Genomic DNA, 21,738 nt, shown 5'->3' on the forward strand with positions numbered 1-21,738 from the left:
ATGACGTACAGCAGCAGGCCCTCGGGGCCCGAGACGGGACCGCTTGCCGCCGCGCGGGCGGCCGACCAGCGAGCACCGGACGACCGGGGCGCACCGGCCGTCCCCGATCCCCGTCCCGACCCGGCGGCGCCCGCCGCCGCGGACACCGGGCTCCCGGGCACCACCGCGGCCACCTCGGGCACGGCCACGGCGACAGCGGGCACGGCCACGGCGGGCACGGCCGCAGCGACAGCCGCGACAGCGGGCACGGCGACGGCCACCGTCGCGGCGCCGCCGGACGGCGAGCGCGCGGCCTCCGGGCCGGTGCGGATCTCCTCCCCGCCGAAGCCGCGCAAGGAGCGGGACCCCTTCTTCGACAACGCGAAGTACTTCGCGATCCTGCTGGTGGTGTCGGGCCACTCGATCGCCAACCTGCAGAACGTCCCGATGGCCAAGGGCCTGTACATCTTCATCTACATGTTCCACATGCCGCTGTTCATCGTGATCACCGGCTACTTCTCGCGGAACTGGACGTTCTCCCCGGGCAAGGCCCGCAAGCTCATCACCAACGTCGGCGTCCCGTACGTGGTGTTCGAGGTCGCGTACTCGCTGTACGACTGGCTGGCGGGCCGCCACGACCTGGAGATCAGCCTGCTGAGCCCGTACTACCTGACGTGGTTCCTGTGCGCGCTGTTCCTGTGGCGGCTGTCGACCCCGGTGTGGCAGCAGATCCGGTGGCCGCTGGCCGTCGCGATGGGCTTCGCGCTGCTGTCGTACATGAGCGACCTCGGCAGCACCTTCGACATCCACCGGGTGTTCGGGCTGCTGCCGTTCTACGTCCTCGGCCTGAAGCTCAGGCCCGAGCACTTCGAGCTGCTGAAGCGGCCGATCGCGCGGCCCATCGGCGCGGCCGTCCTCGCGGTCGGGCTGGCGTGCTCCTACCTGGTGATGAAGCACATGTCGGTGCGGTGGATCTTCTGGAAGGACCCGCACTTCATGCTCGGCGTCGGCGACTTCAAGGGCACCCTGATGCGGCTCGCGATGTTCGCGTGCGCCACCGTGCTCGTCGCCGCGTTCCTGACGCTGATCCCCCGCAAGCGGTACTGGTTCACGGCGCTGGGCGCGACGACGCTGTACTGCTACCTGCTGCACGGCTTCGTCACCCGGCTGCTGAACTTCACCGGCTGGTGGGGCGCGGACTGGATGCACACGCCGGGCGGCGTCGTCGCGGTGCTCTGCGGTGCCGTCGTCGTCGGAACGTTCCTGTGCTCGCCTCCGGTCCGCCGGGCGATGAGCTGGGCGCTGGAGCCCAAGATGACCTGGGTGTTCACCCCGCTGCGCCGGCCGAGCCGCGGCTAGCCCGCGGCACGGAACCGGAACAATCTCTCATCCGGCCCCAGGGCCGCCGATCGCGGACTAGAGTCGCCCTGCCCGCACGTGAACGGTTGTCACGGACGAAATGAATCCTTCGGAGACATGACGGAAACCCTCCCCCAGCCGCGTCCCCCGGAGCCGGGCCGGCCCCTCGACGGCGGGCCGGCGCCCGTCGCGCGCCCGGCACCGGAGCCCCCCGCTCCGCCGCGCCGGCGCGACGCCTACTTCGACAACGTCAAGTTCTTCCTCATCCTGCTGGTCGTCGTCGGGCACGTCTGGGAGGTCCTCCGGACGAACAGCCACGCGGTGGACGCCGCCTACACGGTCGTGTACGGCTTCCACATGCCGGTGTTCGTGTTCGTCTCCGGCTACTTCGCGCGCGGATTCATGCGGTCGACCGACAAATTCCGGGTTGTTTTCCCCACCTTGGTCGTTCCCTACGTGATCTTCGCCGTGCTTTACCGGCTGCAGCTCGTGTTCATCCGGGGAAATGATTTCCGGCTGCACGAGCTTTTCCGTCCCCAGTTCCTGATGTGGTTCCTCGTCGCGCTGGTGCTGTGGCGGCTGAGCGCCCCGCTGTGGGGGCACCTGCGGCACCCCGTCGCGGTGTCGGTGGCGCTGTCGCTGGTCGCCGGGAGCTGGAGCTTCAACACGGACTCGACGCTGTGCCGGGCGGCGGGGCTGCTGCCGTTCTTCGTCCTCGGCCTGACCATCAGGCCCGAGCTCGCGCTGGCCCCGCGCGACCGCGGCTGGACGCGCTGGGCGGGGTTCGCGGTGCTGGTCGCCGCGCTGCCGGCGGCGTACGTGTGGGAGCGCGGGACCGTCGTCCCCAAGATCGCGCACGGGGTCCTGCTGTGGAACCGCGGGTACGAGCACATGCACTTCAGCGCCGTCGAGGGCATGGCGTACCGGCTGCTGGCGATGGTGCTCGCCGTCGTCCTCGGCACCGCGTTCCTCGCCGCCGTCCCGCGCGGGCGGGCCTGGTACACCGCGCTCGGGACCCGGACGATGTACGTCTACCTGCTGCACGGCCTGATCGTGAAGACGCTGGACTACGGCGGCGTCTTCGACGCGCACTTCTTCGACACCCCGGCGGGCGTGGTCGCGGCGACGCTGGGCGCGCTCGCCGCCGGCGTGCTGCTCGGCACCGCCCCGGTGCAGCGGCTCACCCATTGGGCGATCGAGCCCAAGGGACGATGGCTACTCAAGCCCTCTCATGGCAGGACATAAGATTTACCTGCCGGATGCGGGTATGATCCAGATTCATCGAGTAGTTGATTGGCGTTCGCGTGAGCAGTGAATACGACATCTCCCTGAGCATCATCGTGCCCGTGCACAAAGTGCAGGGGTACCTTCGGCAGTGCCTGGATTCGCTGCTGGTCCCCGACGTGCCCAACCTGGAGATCATCGCGATCGACGACGCCTCGCCGGACGCCTGCGGGGAGATCCTCGACGAGTACGCCGAGCGCGACGCGCGGCTGAAGGTGCGCCACCTGACCGAGAACGTGGGCCTCGGCGAGGCCCGCAACGTCGGGCTGGACATGGCGACCGGCGACTACGTCTGGTTCTTCGACAGCGACGACTACGCGACCGAGGGCGCCGTCAAGGCGATCTGCGACCGGCTCGCCGAGACCCGGCCGGACGTGCTGATGTTCGACTACGCGCGGTCCTACTGGAACGGGCGGGTCAAGCGGAGCATCATCAACCACCTGTTCCGGGAGCCGCCCGCGCCCGAGGTGTTCACGCTCGCCGACCGGCCGAGCCTGCTGGAGATGTTCACCTCGATCTGGAACCGGGCGATCCGCCGCGAGTTCATGATCGAGCACGGGCTGCGCTTCAACAGCGGCTACTACGAGGACGTCAGCATCACCTACCCCGTCCTGATGGCCGCCGAGCGGGTCAGCTTCCTGGACCGGGTCTGCTACATCTACCGGCAGCGCCGCAGCGGCGCGATCACCAAGACGGCCAGCGCCAAGCACTTCGACGCCTTCGACCAGTACGACCGCATCTTCGCGTTCATGGACCACCTGGGCCCGAAGATGGACCGGTACCGGCCGCTGATGTTCGACCGGACGATCTGGCACCTGCTGGTCATCATCGAGCGCGCCGACCGCGTGTACCCCTCGGAGAAGCAGCGGTTCTTCGCCGAGATGACCAAGACCTACAACCGCTACAAGCCGCCGGGCCACGTCCCGCCGGACGACGAGCCGGGGCTGGCGGACAAGCACCGCGCGATCGAGCGGGGCGACTTCCGGGCCTGGGAGCGCCTCAACACCCCGACGCTCACCACGAAGGCGAAGAAGCGCGGCCGCAAGGTCCGCAAGCTGCAGAGGCGCAGCGTCGTCCGCTCCAAGGAGCTCGCCAAGGAGCGGTACTACGCGATGCGGCGGCACATGCCGATCGACGAGAACCTCGCGGTGTTCGCCGCCTACTGGTACCGCGGCTACTCCTGCAACCCGGCCGCGATCTACGAGAAGGTCCGGGAGCTGGCGCCGCACATCCGCTGCGTGTGGGTCGTGAAGCCGGGCGCCCGCAAGACGATGCCGGACGGCGTCGAGTACGTGGTGGCCGGGTCGGCGGAGTACTACCGGACGATCGCCGCCGCGAAGTACTTCGTCAACAACGTCAACTTCCCCGACAACGTCGTCAAGCGGCCGGGGCAGGTACACCTGGAGACCCAGCACGGCACGCCGCTGAAGAAGATGGGCCTCGACCAGATGGAGTACCCGGTCGGGGCGGGCGACATGGACTTCAAGGCGCTGATCGAGCGGTCCGACCGGTGGGACTTCCTGCTGTCGGCCAACCCGCTGATGAGCGAGGCGTGGGAGCGCGGCTTCCCGTGCAAGTACGAGCTGCTGGAGATCGGCTACCCGCGCAACGACCGGCTGGTGCGGGCGACGCCGGAGGAGCAGGCGCGGCTGCGCGACGAGCTCGGCATCCCCGAGGGCAAGACCGCGATCCTGTACGCGCCGACGCACCGCGACTACCAGCGCCGGTACGCGCCGATGTTCGACATCGGCCGGGTCATGGAGCAGCTCGGCGACGACCACGTCCTGCTGCTGCGCGCGCACTACTACTACAAGCTCAAGAACATGGCCGCCGACCTCGGCTGGAACGAGGACCAGGTCATCGACGTCTCCAAGCACCCGTCCGTCGAGGACCTGATGATCGCCTCGGACGCGCTGCTCACCGACTACTCGTCGGTCATGTTCGACTACGCCAACCTCGGCAAGCCGATCGTGATCTACGCCAACGACTGGGAGACCTACAAGCTCACCCGGGGCGTGAACTTCGACCTGACCGAGTTCCCGCCCGGGGTCGTCGCCTACGCCGAGTCCGAGCTGGTCGACGCGTTCGCGTCCAGGGCCGCGTGGGGGGACGCGGCGGCGAAGCACCTGGAGGCGTTCCGGGCGCGGTTCTGCCCGTGGGACGACGGGCACGCGGCCGAGCGGGCCGTGCGCCGGGTGTTCCTCGGCGAGGCGCTCCCGCCGGCGGTCGCCGTCGGCCCGGCCTAGCGGCGGCGCGGCGGGCCGCGCCGGCCACCATCCCCTTGACCGTCCGCGACCGGACGCCGCGTCCGGCTCGCACAGCCCCCGAAGGAGTGGGCATGACCGCCCCCAGGATCAGTGTCATCGTGCTCTCGCACGGCGCCGGGGAGGACCTCGGCGACGCCCTGGACTCGCTCGCGGCCCAGACGTTCCGGGACCTCGAGGTCCTGGTCGTGGACGACGGTACCGGCACGGCCGCGCGGGCGGAGCTGCCCGACGACCGGTTCCGGATCGTCCGCGACGGGGCGCCGAGCCGGGGCGCGGGCCGCAACCTGGGGGTGGCGGAGAGCCGCGGCGAGTTCCTGCTGTTCGCCGACGGCGGCGACCCGATGCCGCCGGAGGCGGTCGCGGCGCTGCTGACCGCTCTGGAGGCGTCCGGGTCGGAGCTCGCGACGGGCCCCGACGCGTCCCGCAAGTGGACGGGGCAGGTGTCGCAGTGGAAGGCGCGCGGCGACAACCCGGCCCCCGCAAAGGCCACCGACCTGCACCGCAGCCCGGACCTGCTGCTCAACCGCAAGATCACCGGGACGCTGCTGCGCCGCTCGTTTTTCGACGCGGCGGGCCTGGAGTTCCCCGACCTCGGCCGCTACGACGACCTGCCGGTCATGGTGCGGGCGCTGCACGCGGCGGCGTCCGTCGACGTGGTGCCGGACATCGTGCTGCACCGCCGGTCGCGCCGGTACACTCCGACGACCGAGCCGCAGGAGATCGCCGACGGGTTCGGTGCGGCGAACCTCGCGACGGCCTGGGTCGCCGAGCGCGGCGACGTCAAGGAGCTGCGGCGGCTGCAGCTCGCGCTGGTCACGACGGAGCTGAAGACGTTCCTGGACGCCCTGCCCGACCTGTCCGGCGAGGAGCGGGAGCAGGTCGTCGCCCAGGCCGCGGCGTACGCCAAGGGGGTGTCGCCGAAGGTGTTCGCGGAGGCGCCCGCGCTGACCCGGCTGAAGTGGCACCTCGCCGAGGCGGGCCACACGATGGAGCTGGTGAAGGTCGTCCGGTACGAGCGCGGCAAGTCGTCGCCGTCGATCGTGCGGGACCCGCTGCGCCGCTACGTCGTCTACCCGTACTGGAAGGACGCGAAGGTCGACGTCCCGCGCGAGGTGTACCGGGCGCGCGACGAGGTCAGGATGCGGGGCCGGGTACACGCGGTGCGCTGGGAGGACGACCGGCTGGTCGTCACCGGCGAGGCCTACATCAACTCGGTCAGCTCGCGCCGCCGCTGGACGTCGATCAAGACGGTGACGCTGCGCGACGGCCGCCGCAAGATCGTGATGAAGGCGCGGCAGACCCCGAAGCCGGGCAAGTCGTCCGGCGGCTGGACCGGGTTCGAGTTCGCGCTCGACGCGGCGAAGCTGAAGGACCGCGGCGGCTGGCGGGAGGGCACCTGGGAGGTGCACGCGTCGGTGCTGAACGCGGGCGTGTTCCGGCAGGGCCCGGTCCGCGGCGGCGGGTCGGGGACGGGCGCGCACCCGCCCTACCGGTACGTCGCCGACGACGTCCGGATCGTGCCGAAGGTCGTGGACGGCCACTTCGTCGTGCAGGTGGAGCGGGTCCGCGAGCGGGCGACGGCGCTGGAGTGGGACGAGAACGGGCTGCTCGTCGAGGTGGAGTCGGCGGGCGCGCCGCCCGCGGAGCTGGTGCTGACGCTCGGCGACGCGCGCGTCCCGGTGCCGGTGGAGGCGCGGTCCGGCGGCTGGACGGCGCGCGTCGACCCCGACGCCCTCGACGTCGCCATCGACCCCGACTCGATCGACGACACCCGCGACTGGACGCTGTCGGCGGACGGCCGGCCGCTCGTCCTCGCCGAGGGCGTCGCGGAGGCGCGGCGCACGTTCGGCGCGCTGGAGGTGAGCGCGGGCCGCGGCCCCGGCGGGTACGTGCGGGTGCGGCGGGCGACGATCCGGCTGTCGGTGACCGAGGTCGCGTGGCGTCCCGACGGGACGCTGGCGCTGGCGGCGACGCATCCGGCGCACGCGTCCGGGCAGATCGTGGTGCGCAGCCGCGGCCGCCGCAAGGAGCACGCGTTCGACCTGGTCGCGGACGGTTCGGGCACGCTGCGGGCGGAGGTCCCGGCGGCGGCCGTGCCGAGCGTCGCGGGCGTGCTGCCGCTGCGGCCCGGCCGCTGGGACGTGCTGTTCCGGCCGCCCGGCGAGCGGGCGCTGACCGTCCGGCTGACGCCGGAGGCGCAGCGCGCCCTGCCGGGGCCGCTGGAGGTGGCGCGGCGCGGCTACGAGCCGGAGACCAAGGACGGCCGGCTCGTCGTCGCCGTCACCGGCGACGTGTCCGGCGAGGAGAAGAGCGCGGGCGCGAAGTACCGGGAGGAGGCGCGGCGCCGGGTGGCCCGCGACGGGCTGCGCGACGCGGTGCTGTTCTCCTGCTTCAACGGCCGGCAGTACTCCGACAGCCCGAAGGCGATCCACGAGGAGCTGCTGCGCCGCGGGACGGACCTGGAGCAGCTCTGGGTCGTCAACGACGCGCAGGCGGAGCTGCCGGACACGCTGCAGGGCGTGCGGCTGAACGGCAAGGAGTGGCAGGAGGCGGTGACGACGTCCCGCTACATCGTCACCAACCACCGGCTCGGCGACTGGTTCCAGCGGCACCCCGACCAGGTCGTGCTGCAGACCTGGCACGGCACGCCGCTGAAGAAGATCGGCCGGGACGTCAAGGAGGTCCACTTCGCGTACGCGCCGGGGATGAAGTCGGCGCTGCAGAGCAAGGAGAAGAAGCCGGAGGGCCCGGCCGTCCCGGAGTGGAGCCACCTGCTGTCGCCGAACCCGTTCAGCACGGAGATCTTCCGCCGCGCGTTCGCGTTCAAGGGCGAGATGCTGGAGGTCGGGTACCCGCGCAACGACCTGCTGTACAGCCCGGAGGCCGACACCGTCGCGAAGTCGGTGCGGGCGCGGCTCGGCATCCCGGAGGGCAAGCGGGTCGTGCTGTACGCGCCGACGTGGCGCGACGACCAGTACTACAGCCGCGGCCGCTACAAGCACGACATGCGCCTCGACCTGGACCGCGCGCGCGCCGCGCTGGGCGACGACCACGTCCTGCTGGTCCGGCTGCACTCCAACGTGGTGGACGGCATCACCGAGGACGCGCACGGCTTCGTCCGGGACGTGTCGCTGTACCCGGACATCACCGAGCTGTACCTGATCTCCGACATGATGATCAGCGACTACTCGTCGGTGATGTTCGACTACGCCAACACCGGCCGGCCGATGCTGTTCTTCACCTACGACCTCGCCGACTACCGGGACCGGCTGCGCGGCTTCTACTTCGACTTCGAGGCGGAGGCCCCGGGGCCGCTGGTGGAGACCTCCGACGACCTGATCGACGCGATCCGCGACGTCGAGGCCGCCACGGCGGGCCACCAGGACCGCTACAAGGAGTTCGTGGCCCGGTTCTGCCCGCTGGACGACGGGCACGCGGCGGCGCGTACCGTGGATCGCGTGTTCCCCCCGTCCCGTTGACGGATTTCCCCTGAGGACCCACCAGTGACTACCCCCAAGGTCAGCGTCATCGTCCCGGTCTACAACTGCCGGACGTCGGTGGCGGGCACGCTGCGCTCGGTGTTCGAGCAGACGATCGCGCCTGAGCTTGTGGAGGTCGTGGCGGTGGACGACGGGTCCACCGACGGCAGCGGCGCGGAGCTGGACCGGCTCGCCGCCGCGGAGCCGCGGCTCACGGTCGTCCACCAGCCGAACTCGGGGGGTCCGGGCGGGCCGCGCAACACCGGGATCGAGCGGGCCCGCGGCGAGTACCTGTTCTTCCTGGACGCCGACGACCGGCTCGGCCCGGAGGCGCTGGAGCGGATGTGCGCGCTGGCGGACGAGCAGGGCACCGACATCGTGGTCGGCAACTACGTCGGCGTGGGGCGGGGCGCGGCGCGGTTCAGGGAGAACATCGCCAAGGTCTCGGTGGACGATCCGGAGATCGACGTCTTCACGCGGTCGCTGACGGCGCAGAAGCTGTTCCGCCGGGAGCTGGTCGAGGCCAACGGGATCCGGTTCCCGGAGGGGCTGCTGTCCGGCGAGGACAAGGTGTTCGCCGTACACGCGTACCTGCACGCGTCGGGCGTCTCGGTCATCGCCGACTACGACTGCTACTACCTGGTGGAGCGCGACGACGGCACGAGCATCATGCAGACGGGCGGCGCGTCCTCGGAGGACTACTACGCGAAGGCGGCGCGGCCGCTGCTGGAGATGGTCGTCGCCCACCGCCGTCCGGGGCCGGTCCGCGACCGGATGCTGCTGCGGCTGTTCACCCGGGACGTGCTGCACCGGATCAAGGCGCACCGGTACCTGGAGGACTCGGCGGAGTACCGGCGGCAGACCCGGGACGGGGTGCGCGGCCTGTGCGAGGACTTCCTCACCCCCGCCGTCCTGATGCGGATGCCGCCGCGGCTGCGGCTGATCGCGCACTGCGTGCGGAGCGGCCACGACGAGCTGCTGACCCGGATCGTCGAGGCGATCCTGGCGCCCGGCCCGGTCCCGGTCGTGGTCGACAAGGACCGCGCGTACGAGGTGTACCCGGGGTTCCGGGAGCCGTCCGCGGCGATCCCGGACGCCTACTTCGACGCCACGGACCGGCTGCGGACGGAGCGGAGCCTCACCGGGCTGGACTGGGACGGCGGGAGCCTGCGGCTGGCCGGGAGCGCCGTGATCGCCCGGGTCGATCCGGGCGCGCAGTCGCTCGCGCTGCTGCTGCGGCACCGGGGGTCCGGGGCCGAGCGGAGGCTGCCGGTCGAGGGGGGCGTCGGCGGCTTCGCCGCCGGTATCGCGGCGTCCGGCGGATCGGACGGCGGTGCCTCGGAGGGGCCGCTGGAGGCGGGCATCTGGGACCTGTACGCCGAGATCACCACCGACCGGCTGGTCAAGGAGGGGCGGCTCGGCGCCGACCGCGCCGAGGGCGTCGCGCTGCCGCCGGAGCGGTTCGTCGCGTCCGCGCGGGGCGCCGCCGCGGTCGAGCCGTTCTTCACCCGCGAGTACGGCAACCTGAGCTTCACCGTGCGGCCCGGCGCGGCCGGGCTGGCCCGGCTGGTCGCCCTCGACGGGATCGGCTGGGACGGCGACGGACGGCTCCTGGTGCGCGGGCGGGTGCCCGCCGCGCCCGGCGCGCACGCGCACGTGCGGGTGGGCCTCGCGCTCGACCGGCGCGGCGGCGGCGAGTCCCGCCGGGGCGAGGCCCGGGTCGGGGAGGACGGCGACGCCGTCGCGTTCACCGCCTCCGTCGACCCGCGCGGGCTGTCGTCCGGGCGGTGGGACGCCTGGCTGGAGCTCGCGGTGGGCGGCGACACGACCCGGATCCGGGTGCCGATGGCGGAGGCGGGGCGGTCCGCCGCGGTCGCCTGCGCGCCGTTCGGGATGCGCCGCGCCCGCTACTACCGGACCGGCGGCGGGAACCTCGCGGTCGAGGTGGTGCCGGGGAAGGTCCCGGCGATGGCGCGGTCGGCGCGGCGCCGGCTCGGCGGCCGGGGACGCCGCTGACGCGCGCGCGGACCGCCGCGGGACCGCTGCCGTTCACGAGCACCTGGTAAGGTCCCGCTTACGCAGTGAAATCGGGGGAAAGGTCGCTTTCACGTGGATGCTGCGGTTCGACGTGACACCGCGGTCCGCCGCGGCGGGCCGGACCGGGCCGCGGACACCGTCGCGCACCAGGTCAGGGTCGACGCCGCGGACGTGCTGACGATCGGCTGGCTCGAGGCGCCGCCCGCGGGCGCCCGGCTCGTCCTGCGGCACACCGGGTCCGGCGGCGCGTCCGGCACGCCGTCCCGCACCGAGCACACGGTGCCGCTGAACGGCCGCCCGTCCTGCTCGGTCGCGCTCGGCGCCCTCGGCCTCGCCCGCGGCACCTGGACCGTCCTGCTCGACACCCTCGGCCTCACCCCCTCGGGCACGGCCGGTTCCGGCGCCGACGACCCGGCCCGGCCGCTGCTGACCGACGACCCCGGCTTCTCGCTCGACGGCCTGCGCGCGTACGCGGACGTCCGCCGGGAACGCGCCATCCGCGTCGTCCGCGCGCCCGGCGGGCAGGTGGCCCTCGACGTCCGGGAGGTCGCGCCGCACGCCGAGGTGACGGCGGTGCGCCCGGCCGGCGGCGAGATCCAGATCTCCGGCCGGCTCGCCTACACCGGCCCCCGGCCGGGCCCGGCCCGGCTCGCCGCGGTCGCCCGCAAGGGCGGCGGCGCCACCGCCCGTGACCTGCGGATCGACGGCACCGAGTTCGAGGCCTGCCTGCCCATCGACGCCCTCGTCGCCGCGCCGCCCGCGCTGTGGGACCTGTGGCTGGAGGCGTCCGGCGTGCGCGCCCGCCTCGCCACCCTGCTCGACGACGCGCCGGGCAAGCGGAACAAGCTGTCGTTCCCCCGGCAGATCGCGGCGGGCGGCGGCGGGACGATGAGCGTCCGGCCGTACTACACCGTCGAGGACGCGCTGTCGGTCGCCTGCCACCTGGTCGACGAGCGGGACGCGGCATGAAGATCACCTTCATGCTGCTGGACGCGTTCACCATCGACGGGACCGTCCGCAGCACCATCACCCTCGCCAACGAGCTGTCCCGCCGGCACCAGGTGGAGATCGTCAGCGTGCTGCGCGACAAGGACGCCCCGGTATTCCCGCTCGCGGACCGGGTGGCGCTGAGCGCGCTGACCGACACCCGGCCCGGCGCGAAGGTCCGCTGGCCGCACGCCGGCCGCGCCCGGCGGCTGATGGACGAGCCGAGCCGGCTCGTCCACCCGGAGGAGCGCTGCTACGAGTACTTCTCCGCCTGGACGGACGCGCGGCTCACCGAGGCGCTGCGGCGGCCGCGCACCGACGTGCTCGTCACCACCCGCGCCGGGCTGAACATCGCGGCGGCGCGGTTCGCCCCGTCCGGCACCGTCACGATCGGGCAGGAGCACCTGCAGCTCGGCATGCACGAGCCGGGCATCCTCGCGGAGATCACCGAGTGGTACCCGCGGCTCAGCGCGCTGACCACGCTGACGGTCGCCGACCGCGAGGACTACGAGCGGCTGCTGCCCCGGGGGACGCCGCCCGTCCACACGATCGGCAACGGCCTGCCCGAGCGGCTGTACCCGCGCTCCCGGCAGGAGAACCGGATCGTCGCCGCCGCGGGCCGGATGGTCTGGCTCAAGGGCTACGACCTGCTGATCGACGCGTGGGCGAAGGTCGTCGACAAGCACCCGGACTGGCGGCTGCGGATCTACGGGGAGGGCCCGCGGCGCGAGGAGTTCCGCCGCCGCGCCACCCGGCTCGGGCTCTACAACCACGTCCTGCTGATGGACGCCACCGGCGACGTCGAGGGCGAGCTGGCGAAGGCGTCGATCCTGGCGCTGCCGTCGCGCGCCGAGGCGTTCGGCATGACGATCGTCGAGGCGTTCGCGTGCGGGGTGCCGGTGGTCGGCTTCGACTGCCCGCGCGGCCCCCGCGAGATCATCACCGCGGGGCGCGACGGGCTGCTCGTCCCGCCGCAGGACACCGACGCGCTGGCGGGCGCGCTGACCCGGCTGATCGACGACGGCGAGCTGCGGCGCATGCTCGCGGCGGGCGCGCTGGCCTCTTCAGAGCGGCACCGCGTCGGCAACGTCGCCGACCGGTGGGACCGCATGCTCGCCGGCCTGCGCGCCGGCTAGGACGCCTTCACGCGGTCGCGGGCGAGGGTGCCGGCGCGGCGGCTCAGCGCCACGATCCGCCGCCGGGTCCACCCGCCGTCGTCGCTCCCGTCCTCGGTCTCCGCGGGCTCGTCGCGGACGCGGCGCGGCGGCGGGACGAGCGCGAGGCCGAGCGCGATGCAGGCGAACGGCACGGCGGGCAGCACGTAGCGGTAGTCGAAGTCGGCGGTCGCGGCCGGGATGACCAGCAGCGCGAGGCCCATCCCCCACGGCATCAGCGCGCCCGTCCCCCAATGCCGGACGGGCCCGAGGAACCGCCACCGGCTGCCGCGCCGCCCGACGTGCGGCAGCGTGAGCACCAGCCCGCCGAGCAGGACGAGCCCGAGCACCGTTCCGGGCATCGCCATGCGGTCCTGGTAGCCCAGCATCGTCCCGGCCCAGGGCCGGACGACCTTCGTCTCCCCGCCGGACGGGTCGTACTTCACGGCCTCCAGCGCCTGCTCGTCGTCCCACGACTCGCCCTGCGGGAAGACGTACTCCAGCCACGTCCACGGGGTCGGGTACGGCTCGCGCTTCCAGTCGAAGGACCGCCACGTGTCGCGGAACACCACCCGCGCGTAGTCGCCCGGCTGCTTCTCGATCGCCTGCTTGGTGAACTCGCTCGAGAGCCGGTTCGCCTCGTCCCCGGTGATCCAGCCGGGGATCCGGTGGAACGGGGAGTCGTCGGTCCACAGCACCGCGAACGCGGGCGCGATCTGCGGGTTGGAGTCCTCCGGGCACATGATCCGCAGCTCGGGACTCGGCTTGATCTTGGCGCAGTCGGCGAACGCGGCGGTGCGGCCGTAGATCCAGATGGAGCCCGCCTTCGTCACCGCGAACTCGCCGTGGACCTGCTTGAACCAGTACATGTAGCCGCCGAGCGGCAGCACGAACGCGATCACCACGGCGACGAGCGCGCGCCACCCGGCGCGGCGCAGCAGCATCCCCACGAGGATCACCGCGACCAGCGGCAGCCCGGCCGACCGGGTCACCGCCGCGAACGCGGCGAACAGGCCGGCGAGGGCGCCGAGCCACCACGTCGACCGGCGCCGCCACAGCGCCGCGGTCACCGCCGCCACCAGCAGGAACGTGAAGAACGAGTCCGACATGAGCATGTGCTCGAGGGAGATCTGGTAGCTGTCCAGCAGCACCGGCACCGTCACGGCCGCCGCCAGCAGCCCCGGGACGAAGTCGCGCCACGCCCAGCGGCCCGCGCGCCGCTCTCCGCCGAGCGGCCACCCCGCCCGCGCCGCGCGCCACACCAGCAGGTACACCAGGACGCCGGCGAGGACGCCGATGGCGTGCTGCACGGCGACGACCACGGTGAAGCTGTGGAACGGCTTCAGCGCCCACAGCAGGAACGAGTAGCCGCTCGGGCGGGTCTCGCCCGGCTGGAGCTTCAGCGCGGAATCGAGATATCCGGCGGAGTCGCCGCTCCACCTCGGCGCCGGATACCCGCGCACCGCCACGACCCTGATCCAGATCGCCACCGCCAGCACGCCGGCGAAGGGCAATTGGGCGAGAACCGCCGTAGGTCTGACGCGCACCGGCAAAGCCTACCCAGCCCCTCCGATGGAAACGATCGGGACGAGCCGGGCGCCGTCCCCCGGCGTCCCATACGTCCCATTAACGGAGTCACGACTCGGTGACAATGCCGGAGACCGCATCCGGACAGCCGATACCATCGAGCGGTCCCGGCACGAAAGGAATTCCTCCATGGCGAACTTCACGCTCGACGACGTTCGGCAACGGACGTACAAGGCGCGTGACGCGTGGTGGACGGTCCTGCTGGTCGACCCGCTCGCGTCCCGCCTGGTGAGGTTCACCGCGAACCGCACCCGGATCACGCCCAACCAGCTCACCGTGGGCGCGCTGATCCTCGGCCTCGGCGCGGGCGCCTGCTTCGCGGCGGCGTCCTGGCCCTGGCTGCTGGCCGGCGCGCTGCTGTACCACCTGTCGTTCACGCTCGACTGCATGGACGGCAAGATCGCGCGGCTCAAGGGCACCGGGTCGGTGTTCGGCGCGTGGCTGGACTACATCTTCGACCGCGTCCGGGTGCTGGCCTGCGCGATCGCGCTGATGGCCGGACAGTACGCGGCGACCGACAACGTCGCCTACGTGTGGACGGCGCTCGGCGTCGTGTTCCTGGACATGCTCCGCTACATGGACGCCCTGGAGATCTACAAGGTGCGCGCGCAGATGCGCACCACGCTGACGGAGGCGCGCCGGGAGGCCGAGGCGCTGGAGGCGGCGGCGCGGGGCGGCGCGGCGGAGGGCGCGGTGCCGGACGCCGCGGCGGTCGACACGGACCTGCGGTCGGCGGAGGGCGCGCTCGGCGCGGACCCGGAGATCGAGGAGGACCGGGTCGTCGGCGACACCCCCCAGGGCGACGCCGACCGCGCGAACGCCGACCTGCAGGCGGGGTTCTACAAGCGGTTCCCCTGGTACATCCGGATCCGCAACGTGCTGCTGCGCGGCCGGATCCGCCCGCACCTGATCAGCGGCATCGAGTTCCAGATGGGCGTGTTCATCGTCGCCCCGGTGATCGCCGCGGCCGTGCCGGGCGCGATCATCCCGGTGGTGTGCGTGAGCGCGGCGGGCATGCTGGCCTTCGAGCTGTTCATCATCTACAAGTTCTGGCTGTCCAGCCGGGACTACAGCCGCAGCCTCGCCAAGCTGAACGCCAAGATCGACGAGTACCGGGAGCAGCTGCCCGCCGACGTCGTGGAGCGCCACGTCGGCGCGGGCGTCGGCAGCTCCGGCTGACGCGCGTCGCCGGTCAGCGAGCCGAGAGACGGGGTCAGCGGGCCGAGAGCGCGCCGTCGCGGCAGGTGTCCTTGCGGGGGCCGCTCCGGGGCACGCTGATCGAGACCGTCCCGTCCATGCCCAGGGTGCCGTAGGTCGCGTCGGTGATCGTCTCGCAGGGGACGGTGAACGCGCGCCTCGGCCCGGCGCCGCCGACGACCCCCGTGCCCTTCAGCTCGACGGTGCCGCGCTCCCGATCGACGATCTCCAGCCCGCTCCCCTGGGCGAGGACGGCGACCGCCGGGTACTTCAGCACCCGCCAGGTGAGCTTCCGGAATCCGAACACGTCCCGGTCGCGGGTCCTGATGGCGCCGGCGGGATCAGGGCCGAACGGGCAGCCCGCAGCCGGCAGGCCGCGTGCCTTCGCGCACCGGTCGATGAACGCGTTGTAGGCCTGCGACACGGCGCGTTCCCCAGCGGGCGTGACGGTGAACTCCGGCGAAACGGGCACCCCGCCGGACACGGTGCCGCCGTCCCCGGGGAACACCGGCGTCTGCCCCGCCGCGACCCGCACCACGTCCTGGCGGCCCTGGTAGAAGCGGTACAAGCCGGGGAGCAGCCGGTACTCCACGCTGCGGTCCTTGTTCGCGGGGTCCACCTGCAAGGGGACGCGGATCCCGCCGACCTCGGCGTACCGCATCGCCGTCACCCCGAACCGCACGGTCGCCAGCGGCTCCGCGATCCGCAGGCCCGCGCGGCTCTTGAGCAACCGCACGGTGGTCCTGTACCGCCTGTGGTGCTCTCCGACGAGGACGACGGTGACCTCCGCGTCGCCGGTGTAGCCGGAGTCGCTCGTCTCCGTGACGCCGCCGACCTTCCAGTCGCCGAGGGCGCCGGCCGCGAGGAACCGCGCCTCCTCCCCGTCCGGCCGGTCGATCTTCGCCGTTCTCAGCGCGCGGGCGACGTCGTGCTTCGCGATCGCCTCGAAGTAGCCGCGGACCAGCGCGACCGTGCGGGGCTCCCGGCCGGTCCCGTGTACGAGGGAGGCCAGGAGGACCCCGGCCAGGGCGACGCCGCCGCCGAGGATCCACCGCCGCCGGTACCGGAACTCCCGCACGGCCACCTCCCTGATCGTTTCGGGAGTCAATGAGATGGCATCGCGGCCTTCCCCGGGTCCCCGGCGACCGGTTCCGGTCAGGCCGGAACCGCGCCCGCCCGTCCTCCGCCAGAGTCGGCGGCGGAGGTGATCGGCGGTGGACGACGACGAGCGGCGGTACGCTACGGCGCGCCTGTACGGGCGGGCCTCGCTGGCGGCGGCCGCAGTGGCGGTGGCGCTCCTGCTCGCCTTCACCCGCCCCTGGGGCTCCGGCGAACAGGCCGCGCAGGGCGCGACCCCGCCGGCGACCCCGTTCCCGCAGCCGTCCGCGGTCGCCTCACCCGCCGCGAAGCCGGCGGACGGCGGGACGGTGCGGATCGTCGAGCAGGGCTTCACCGCGCTGCGCGACGCGTCCGGCGAGCACCGGGTGAGCTGGGGGCTCGTGCTGGAGAACACCAGCAGGACGACGGCGGTCTCGGTGCCGGTGACCGTCGGGATCCTCGACCGCCGGGGCGCGCAGCTGATCGGGAAGACGAGCGACTACGCGCGGCACCGCAGCACGCCCTACATCATGCCGGGCGCCCGTTTCGGCATCGGCGACGACACCTACGTCACGCGGGCCGGCGCGGCCCGGATGACGTTCCGGCTCGGCGCCGCGCAGTGGCTCCCGCCCACCGACCCGCGCGCGCCGCGCCTCACCGCGAGCCTCGTCAAGGGCGACCTCTATCGGGTCGACAAGCTGCAGCCCTTCCTCCTCGGCAGCCCGCCGCGCGCTGAGGTGCACCGGGAACGCCGGCATGACCTGTCGATCACGTTCCGGGTGGAGTCCGGCGCGCGCGAGGTCCTGCCCGACGGGCACGCCTCGGCCATCCTCCGCGACTCGCGCGGCCGGATCGTCGGCGGCACCGGCCCGGTGGACACGGTGACCTGGACGCGCTTCCCGCCGGGCTGGTCGATCCAGCGGATCCGGACGAAGGGCGTCCCGCCGACCGTCGACGTGAAGCGCATCGAGGTCTACCCCGAGCCGTACTATCGCCTCTGACCCGCCGCGCCGCGGGTCATGCCGCGGGTCATGCGGCGGCGAGGAGGTCGGTCCACTGGCGGCACACCTCGTCCAGGCCGTAGGCGGCGCGGACCTGGTCGCGGGCCAGCGCCGCGTCGGCCTCCCACCGGTCCAGCGCGACGGTGCCGGAGATCGAGGCGGCCATCGCGGACGGGTCGGCGTGGATCCAGCGGGTGTCGTAGATCGTCTCCGCGCCGGGCCAGCCGAGCAGCGCCGGGACGGCCCCGGACGCCATGCCCTCGGCGGGCGCGAGGTGGAAGCTCTCGTCGTCGCTGGTGGACAGCACGAACCCGATCCGGCGCAGCCAGGACGCCACGTCGCGGCCGTAGGAGTCGAACACGACCCCGCCGGACAGCACCGGGGACCGGCGGATGCGGCGGAACACCTGCTCGTAGTGGGCGCGCTCCTCGTCCTTCTGCCAGATCCACCAGTACTCCCAGGGGAGCTTGGACTTGACGAAGAGGGTGAACCGCGGGTCGTCGCGGCGCAGCTCCTCCAGCGCGTCCAGGGCGAGGTCGAGGCGCTTGCGGGACGGCGCGATGCCGATCATGCCGAGGTGGTGCTCGGCGCCGGCGAGCTTCGGCCGGTCGAGCTGCCGGTCGTCCACCCAGTTCGGCACCGTGGTGATCTTCGACATGGGCCAGCCGAGGATCTCGTGGGTCAGCCGCGCGTAGTGCGGGCTGACGCAGATGACCTGGTCGACGGCGTCGATGTCGAGGTGCCGGGGCCAGCGCGCGTACAGCTCGAAGCGGTGCAGCCGCACGACGAGCCGCTGCCCGGGCCGCTTGCGCTGCGCGAACCAGATCGCGTTCGGCCCGCACCACTCGCAGACGATCACGTCGGCCCAGTCGACGAGCTCCTGGCTGCGCTCCTCGTCGTGGACGCGCAGCGCCGCCCACGGGTCGACGCGGACCTCCATGTCGGGCCGCGACTTCAGGTAGTCGAGCAGGCGGGTGAAGAACTTCAGGTCGTGGCCGGCGACGCCGACGCGCAGGCGCCGGCCCCCGGCGGCGGGCGGCCGGAGCGCCGGGGCGTCCGGCGCGGCGGAGCGGCGCTCGTGCTCCTCGGCGGCGGCGAGGACGGCGGCGGACGGCTCCGGGAACGTCTGCGCCAGGCAGTCCCGCAGCCGCGCGGCGGCGGCGTCGAGGGTGAAGCCGGCGGCGGCCGTCCGGCAGCGGTCGGCGGCGAGCGTGTACACCTCGGGGTTCTTGCCGATGATCGTCAGCGCGTCGAGGACGTCGTCCTCGGTGGCGGAGAACAGCGGGTAGTCGGCGCCGAACAGCCGCTCGTGCATCGGCGTCCGGTTCAGCACGACCGGGACGCCGAGCGTCCCGCACTCCAGCACCTTCGTGGACAGCTCCAGGCTCGCGTCCATCTCCGGGTGCCGCCACGACAGCCCGACGTCGGACGCGGCCGTCAGCCGCATCGCCTCCGCGCGCGGGTGCCCGCCGTGCCAGACGACGCCGTCGCCGGTCTCCAGCGCGGTCCGCATCCGGGTCGCGAACCCGGGGTCCTTCGGGTCGTCGTGGATCTTGTCGCCGACCATGTGCAGCTCGGCGTCCACGCCGCGCATCGCGAGCAGGCGCGGCAGCGACGTCATCTCGTAGGTGTTCCAGCGCGGCGCGAACTTGCCGGTGTAGACGAGCTTGAGCGCGCGGCCGTCCGGGGCGCCGTCCGGGCGCGGTTCCAGGCCGTCGGGCAGCACGACGACGGGCGGGAACAGCACGCTCTTCCCGGCGGTCGCGGGGACGGCGCTCTCCAGGAAGCCGCGCAGCTCCTCGGTCTGGCAGAGCAGCACCCGGGACGCGTCGGCGATGCGGCGCAGCTCGCCCTTCGCGGAGCCGGTGAACTCGGCGGCGGACTGCGGGACGTCGGTGAGGTACGTCCACAGGCGCCCGGCGAGCGGGCCGCCGGACAGCTTGCCCGCGAGGCGGCGGCCCCGCACGACGACGAGGTCGAACGGCTCGGGCTCGTCGACGCGGGCGAGGATCACGGCGGCCTGCTTGGCCGGCATGCCCGCCTCCCCCTCGACCAGCCCTTCGGCGTGCGGGCTGCGGACGGTGACGCCGGGCAGGGCGCGCAGCGGGTCGACCAGCCGGCCGGTCCGGACCGGGGCCTTGAGCACCAGGGTCACCGCGCAGCCCGCGCGGGCCAGCGCCTGGACCATGCCCTGGGCCCAGATCGCCGATCCGTCGATGAGGTTGAGGTCGACGTCTCCGTAGACGAGGGCGCGTGGTGGCACAGCAGTTCCTTTCAACGAGGCGGCGTCATGTCCGCGGGCGTGCGCCCGGACCCCGCGGGCTGCGCCCGCTGCGAGGGTTCCAGCAGGTCGTGCAGCCGGTTCGGGCTGGTGACGGCGGCGTCCCAGTCGAGGAGCGCGAGGGTGGCGGGCGGCGCCTCGCCCCACAGGACGAGCGGCAGCGAGCGGGCGCGGGCGAGCTCGCGGACGTCGTGCAGCGCGCGGTCCCGGTCGTACATGCCGGGGACGCCCAGGTAGGCCCACGGCCCGCCGGGCTCGCCGGCCGCCGCGTCGACGACGACGAGGTCCACGTCCGCGGTGTCGAGGACGATCGTGGCGTCGTGCGGGTAGAGCGGGATCACCTTGGCGTGCTCGCGCAGCGCCGCCGCCGTCGCCGGTGCGAAGATCCCGGCGATGACGGTCCCGTCGTAGGGCGCGGCGGCGAGCAGCCGGTCCTCGGGGCGGTCGATCCGGTCGAGCTGGAGCCGGTCGCTCCCGGAGGCCGCCGGGCCCTGCTCGGGGCCGTTCCGCTTGCGCCAGAGCCGGTACAGCTCCTTCGGGAGCCGGACGCCGCGGCGGCGCGGGTTGCGGGCGGCGCCGGCGACGAGCCGGCCGAACTGCAGGGCGACCGAGGTCTCCAGCGCGCCGAGGCGCCGCTCCAGCTCCTGGACGCGCGCCTCGCGCTCCCGCAGTGCGGCGCGCAGCCGCGCCGCCTGCCGGTTCGCCTTCGCGCCGTCGGCTCCGCTCATCCGAGGGCTCCGTTCTCGCCGAGGTAGGTCATGACGACTTCCGCGATGCGGGGGCCGGCGTGGCCGTCCCACAGCGGGGGCTTGCGGTCGCCGGCCTGGGCGCCGGACTCCAGCACCTTGCGGACGCCCGGCACCAGTTCCGCGAAGGTGACGAGCCGGTTCGTCCCGTGGGTGATCGTGATGGGCCGCTCGGTGTTCGGCCGGACGGTCAGGCACGGCACCCCGAGGATCGTCGTCTCCTCCTGCAGGCCGCCGGAGTCGGTGACGACCGCCGCCGCGCCGCGCACGGCGGCGATGAAGTCGATGTAGCCGAGCGGTTCGAGGACGTGCACGCGGTCGTGCTCGTCGAGCCCCGCCGCCAGCAGGTTCGCGCGGCCGCGCGGGTGTACCGGGATGACGAGGTCGGCCAGGTCGGCGACGCCGTGCAGGTGCCGGACGAGCGCGGCGGCGGTCTCCGGCGCGTCGACGTTCGCGGGCCGGTGCATGGTCGCGAGGACGTACCGGTCCGGCAGCCCGTGCGCCTCCCGGACGCGTCCGGTGTCGAACGAGTCGAGGTTGGCCAGCAGCGTGTCGATCATCGGGTTGCCGACCAGGTGCGCCCGCTCCACCGGGACGCCCTCGTTCGCCAGGTGCCCGATCCCCTCCGGGCTCGTCACCAGGCAGATGTCGGACAGCTGGTCGGTGAGCCGCCGGTTCACCTCCTCCGGCATGGTCATGTCGAAGGAGCGCAGCCCGGCCTCCACATGGGCGACCGGGATGTGCAGCTTGGCCGCGACCAGCGCGGCGGCGATCGTCGAGTTCACGTCGCCGTACACGATGACGAGCACCGGTGAACGGCTCGTGAACTCCCGTTCAAGGCCGACCATGAGGGCCGCGGTCTGCTCGGCGTGCCCGCCGGAGCCGACGCCGAGGTTCACGTCGGGCTCGGGCAGTCCCAGCTCGTCAAAGAAGATCTCCGACATCCGGGCGTCGTAGTGCTGCCCGGTGTGGATCACCGCCTGGTCGGCTCCGGCGGCCCGCAGGGCGCCGATGACCGGGGCCGCCTTGACGAAGTTGGGGCGCGCCCCGAGGACGTGCACGATGGGTGACACCACAATTTCCCTTCTGTTCATCAGGGTTGCCTACGCTCCGTCGCCGTGCGGAACCTTGCCCTGAAAAAGCCGGTTTACCTGCTGGGACTCACCTGGCGTCAGATCCGCGACGACCCCGGCCGGGCGCCCCGGCTGGCGGTGCGGCTGCTGGCCCGGGCGGCGCCCGGCCCGCTCGGCGGGCGGCTGCGCCGGTCCCGGCTGGCGGTGCC

14 protein-coding genes are annotated in these 21,738 nt (G+C 73.0%); 9 read left to right on the forward strand and 5 right to left on the reverse strand.

Features of this window, described 5'->3' with window-relative positions; translation table 11 throughout:
- The 7 genes from F9B16_RS05165 (at position 1) to F9B16_RS05195 (ending at position 12,528) form a co-directional block, all read left to right on the forward strand.
- Positions 1-1,338: an acyltransferase family protein gene (locus F9B16_RS05165; protein WP_151538660.1), complete on the forward strand. Its 1,338-nt coding sequence runs from the start codon at positions 1-3 to the stop codon at positions 1,336-1,338.
- Positions 1,339-1,455: 117 nt separating this feature from the next.
- On the forward strand, positions 1,456-2,583 hold the full coding sequence (locus F9B16_RS05170) for an acyltransferase family protein (RefSeq protein WP_151538661.1): 1,128 nt from the start codon (positions 1,456-1,458) through the stop codon (positions 2,581-2,583).
- A gap of 59 nt (positions 2,584-2,642) precedes the next feature.
- Positions 2,643-4,868 carry a bifunctional glycosyltransferase/CDP-glycerol:glycerophosphate glycerophosphotransferase gene (locus tag F9B16_RS05175; RefSeq protein ID WP_225991364.1) on the forward strand — a complete coding sequence of 742 codons (2,226 nt, stop codon included), beginning with the start codon at positions 2,643-2,645 and terminating at the stop codon, positions 4,866-4,868.
- 92 nt (positions 4,869-4,960) lie between these two features.
- Positions 4,961-8,368: a bifunctional glycosyltransferase/CDP-glycerol:glycerophosphate glycerophosphotransferase gene (locus tag F9B16_RS05180; protein ID WP_151538662.1), complete on the forward strand. Its 3,408-nt coding sequence runs from the start codon at positions 4,961-4,963 to the stop codon at positions 8,366-8,368.
- A gap of 24 nt (positions 8,369-8,392) precedes the next feature.
- Complete coding sequence (locus tag F9B16_RS05185) at positions 8,393-10,384, forward strand: glycosyltransferase family 2 protein (protein WP_151538663.1); 1,992 nt, start codon at positions 8,393-8,395, stop codon at positions 10,382-10,384.
- Between the two features lie 93 nt (positions 10,385-10,477).
- Positions 10,478-11,374 carry a hypothetical protein gene (locus F9B16_RS05190; protein ID WP_151538664.1) on the forward strand — a complete coding sequence of 299 codons (897 nt, stop codon included), beginning with the start codon at positions 10,478-10,480 and terminating at the stop codon, positions 11,372-11,374.
- Positions 11,371-12,528, forward strand: a complete 1,158-nt coding sequence (locus F9B16_RS05195; protein WP_151538665.1) for a glycosyltransferase family 4 protein — start codon at positions 11,371-11,373, stop codon at positions 12,526-12,528. Before F9B16_RS05190 ends, F9B16_RS05195 begins: the two co-directional genes overlap by 4 nt.
- Here the strand turns inward: F9B16_RS05195 and F9B16_RS05200 are convergent.
- Positions 12,525-14,093, reverse strand: coding sequence for a hypothetical protein (locus F9B16_RS05200; RefSeq protein ID WP_151538666.1), 1,569 nt, complete (start codon positions 14,091-14,093; stop codon positions 12,525-12,527). The two genes, F9B16_RS05195 and F9B16_RS05200, sit on opposite strands and share 4 nt — an antisense overlap.
- A 169-nt stretch (positions 14,094-14,262) precedes the next feature.
- Between F9B16_RS05200 and F9B16_RS05205 the strand changes: the two genes are divergently transcribed.
- Positions 14,263-15,312 carry a CDP-alcohol phosphatidyltransferase family protein gene (locus tag F9B16_RS05205; protein ID WP_151538667.1) on the forward strand — a complete coding sequence of 350 codons (1,050 nt, stop codon included), beginning with the start codon at positions 14,263-14,265 and terminating at the stop codon, positions 15,310-15,312.
- 34 nt (positions 15,313-15,346) lie between these two features.
- On the opposite strand, the gene F9B16_RS05210 is transcribed toward F9B16_RS05205, so the two are convergent.
- Positions 15,347-16,408, reverse strand: coding sequence for a hypothetical protein (locus F9B16_RS05210; RefSeq protein ID WP_151538668.1), 1,062 nt, complete (start codon positions 16,406-16,408; stop codon positions 15,347-15,349).
- 136 nt (positions 16,409-16,544) lie between these two features.
- Between F9B16_RS05210 and F9B16_RS05215 the strand changes: the two genes are divergently transcribed.
- Positions 16,545-17,429: a hypothetical protein gene (locus F9B16_RS05215; protein ID WP_151538669.1), complete on the forward strand. Its 885-nt coding sequence runs from the start codon at positions 16,545-16,547 to the stop codon at positions 17,427-17,429.
- Positions 17,430-17,457: 28 nt separating this feature from the next.
- On the opposite strand, the gene F9B16_RS05220 is transcribed toward F9B16_RS05215, so the two are convergent.
- The 3 genes from F9B16_RS05220 to wecB form a co-directional block, all read right to left on the reverse strand.
- A complete protein-coding gene (locus F9B16_RS05220) occupies positions 17,458-19,617 on the reverse strand; it encodes a glycosyltransferase (protein WP_225991367.1) in 2,160 nt (719 codons plus the stop codon).
- 86 nt (positions 19,618-19,703) lie between these two features.
- Positions 19,704-20,438 (reverse strand): hypothetical protein, encoded by a 735-nt coding sequence (locus tag F9B16_RS05225; RefSeq protein WP_151538671.1) that lies wholly within the window; start codon positions 20,436-20,438, stop codon positions 19,704-19,706.
- Positions 20,435-21,550, reverse strand: a complete 1,116-nt coding sequence (gene wecB / locus F9B16_RS05230; protein WP_151538672.1) for a non-hydrolyzing UDP-N-acetylglucosamine 2-epimerase — start codon at positions 21,548-21,550, stop codon at positions 20,435-20,437. Before wecB ends, F9B16_RS05225 begins: the two co-directional genes overlap by 4 nt.
- Positions 21,551-21,738: the final 188 nt, after the last annotated feature.

The sequence above is a fragment of the Actinomadura montaniterrae genome (assembly GCF_008923365.1).
Taxonomy (GTDB): domain Bacteria; phylum Actinomycetota; class Actinomycetes; order Streptosporangiales; family Streptosporangiaceae; genus Spirillospora; species Spirillospora montaniterrae.

What these genes read in the sequence shown, in the direction of transcription:
- F9B16_RS05205 (WP_151538667.1), top strand. Translation starts at nt 14,263, where the DNA reads ATGGCGAACTTCACGCTCGACGACGTTCGGCAACGGACGTACAAGGCG.
- F9B16_RS05220 (WP_225991367.1), bottom strand. Translation starts at nt 19,617, where the DNA reads ATGGTCCAGGCGCTGGCCCGCGCGGGCTGCGCGGTGACCCTGGTGCTC.
- F9B16_RS05170 (WP_151538661.1), top strand. Translation starts at nt 1,456, where the DNA reads ATGACGGAAACCCTCCCCCAGCCGCGTCCCCCGGAGCCGGGCCGGCCC.
- F9B16_RS05165 (WP_151538660.1), top strand. Translation starts at nt 1, where the DNA reads ATGACGTACAGCAGCAGGCCCTCGGGGCCCGAGACGGGACCGCTTGCC.
- F9B16_RS05195 (WP_151538665.1), top strand. Translation starts at nt 11,371, where the DNA reads ATGAAGATCACCTTCATGCTGCTGGACGCGTTCACCATCGACGGGACC.
- F9B16_RS05180 (WP_151538662.1), top strand. Translation starts at nt 4,961, where the DNA reads ATGACCGCCCCCAGGATCAGTGTCATCGTGCTCTCGCACGGCGCCGGG.
- wecB (WP_151538672.1), bottom strand. Translation starts at nt 21,550, where the DNA reads ATGAACAGAAGGGAAATTGTGGTGTCACCCATCGTGCACGTCCTCGGG.
- F9B16_RS05225 (WP_151538671.1), bottom strand. Translation starts at nt 20,438, where the DNA reads ATGAGCGGAGCCGACGGCGCGAAGGCGAACCGGCAGGCGGCGCGGCTG.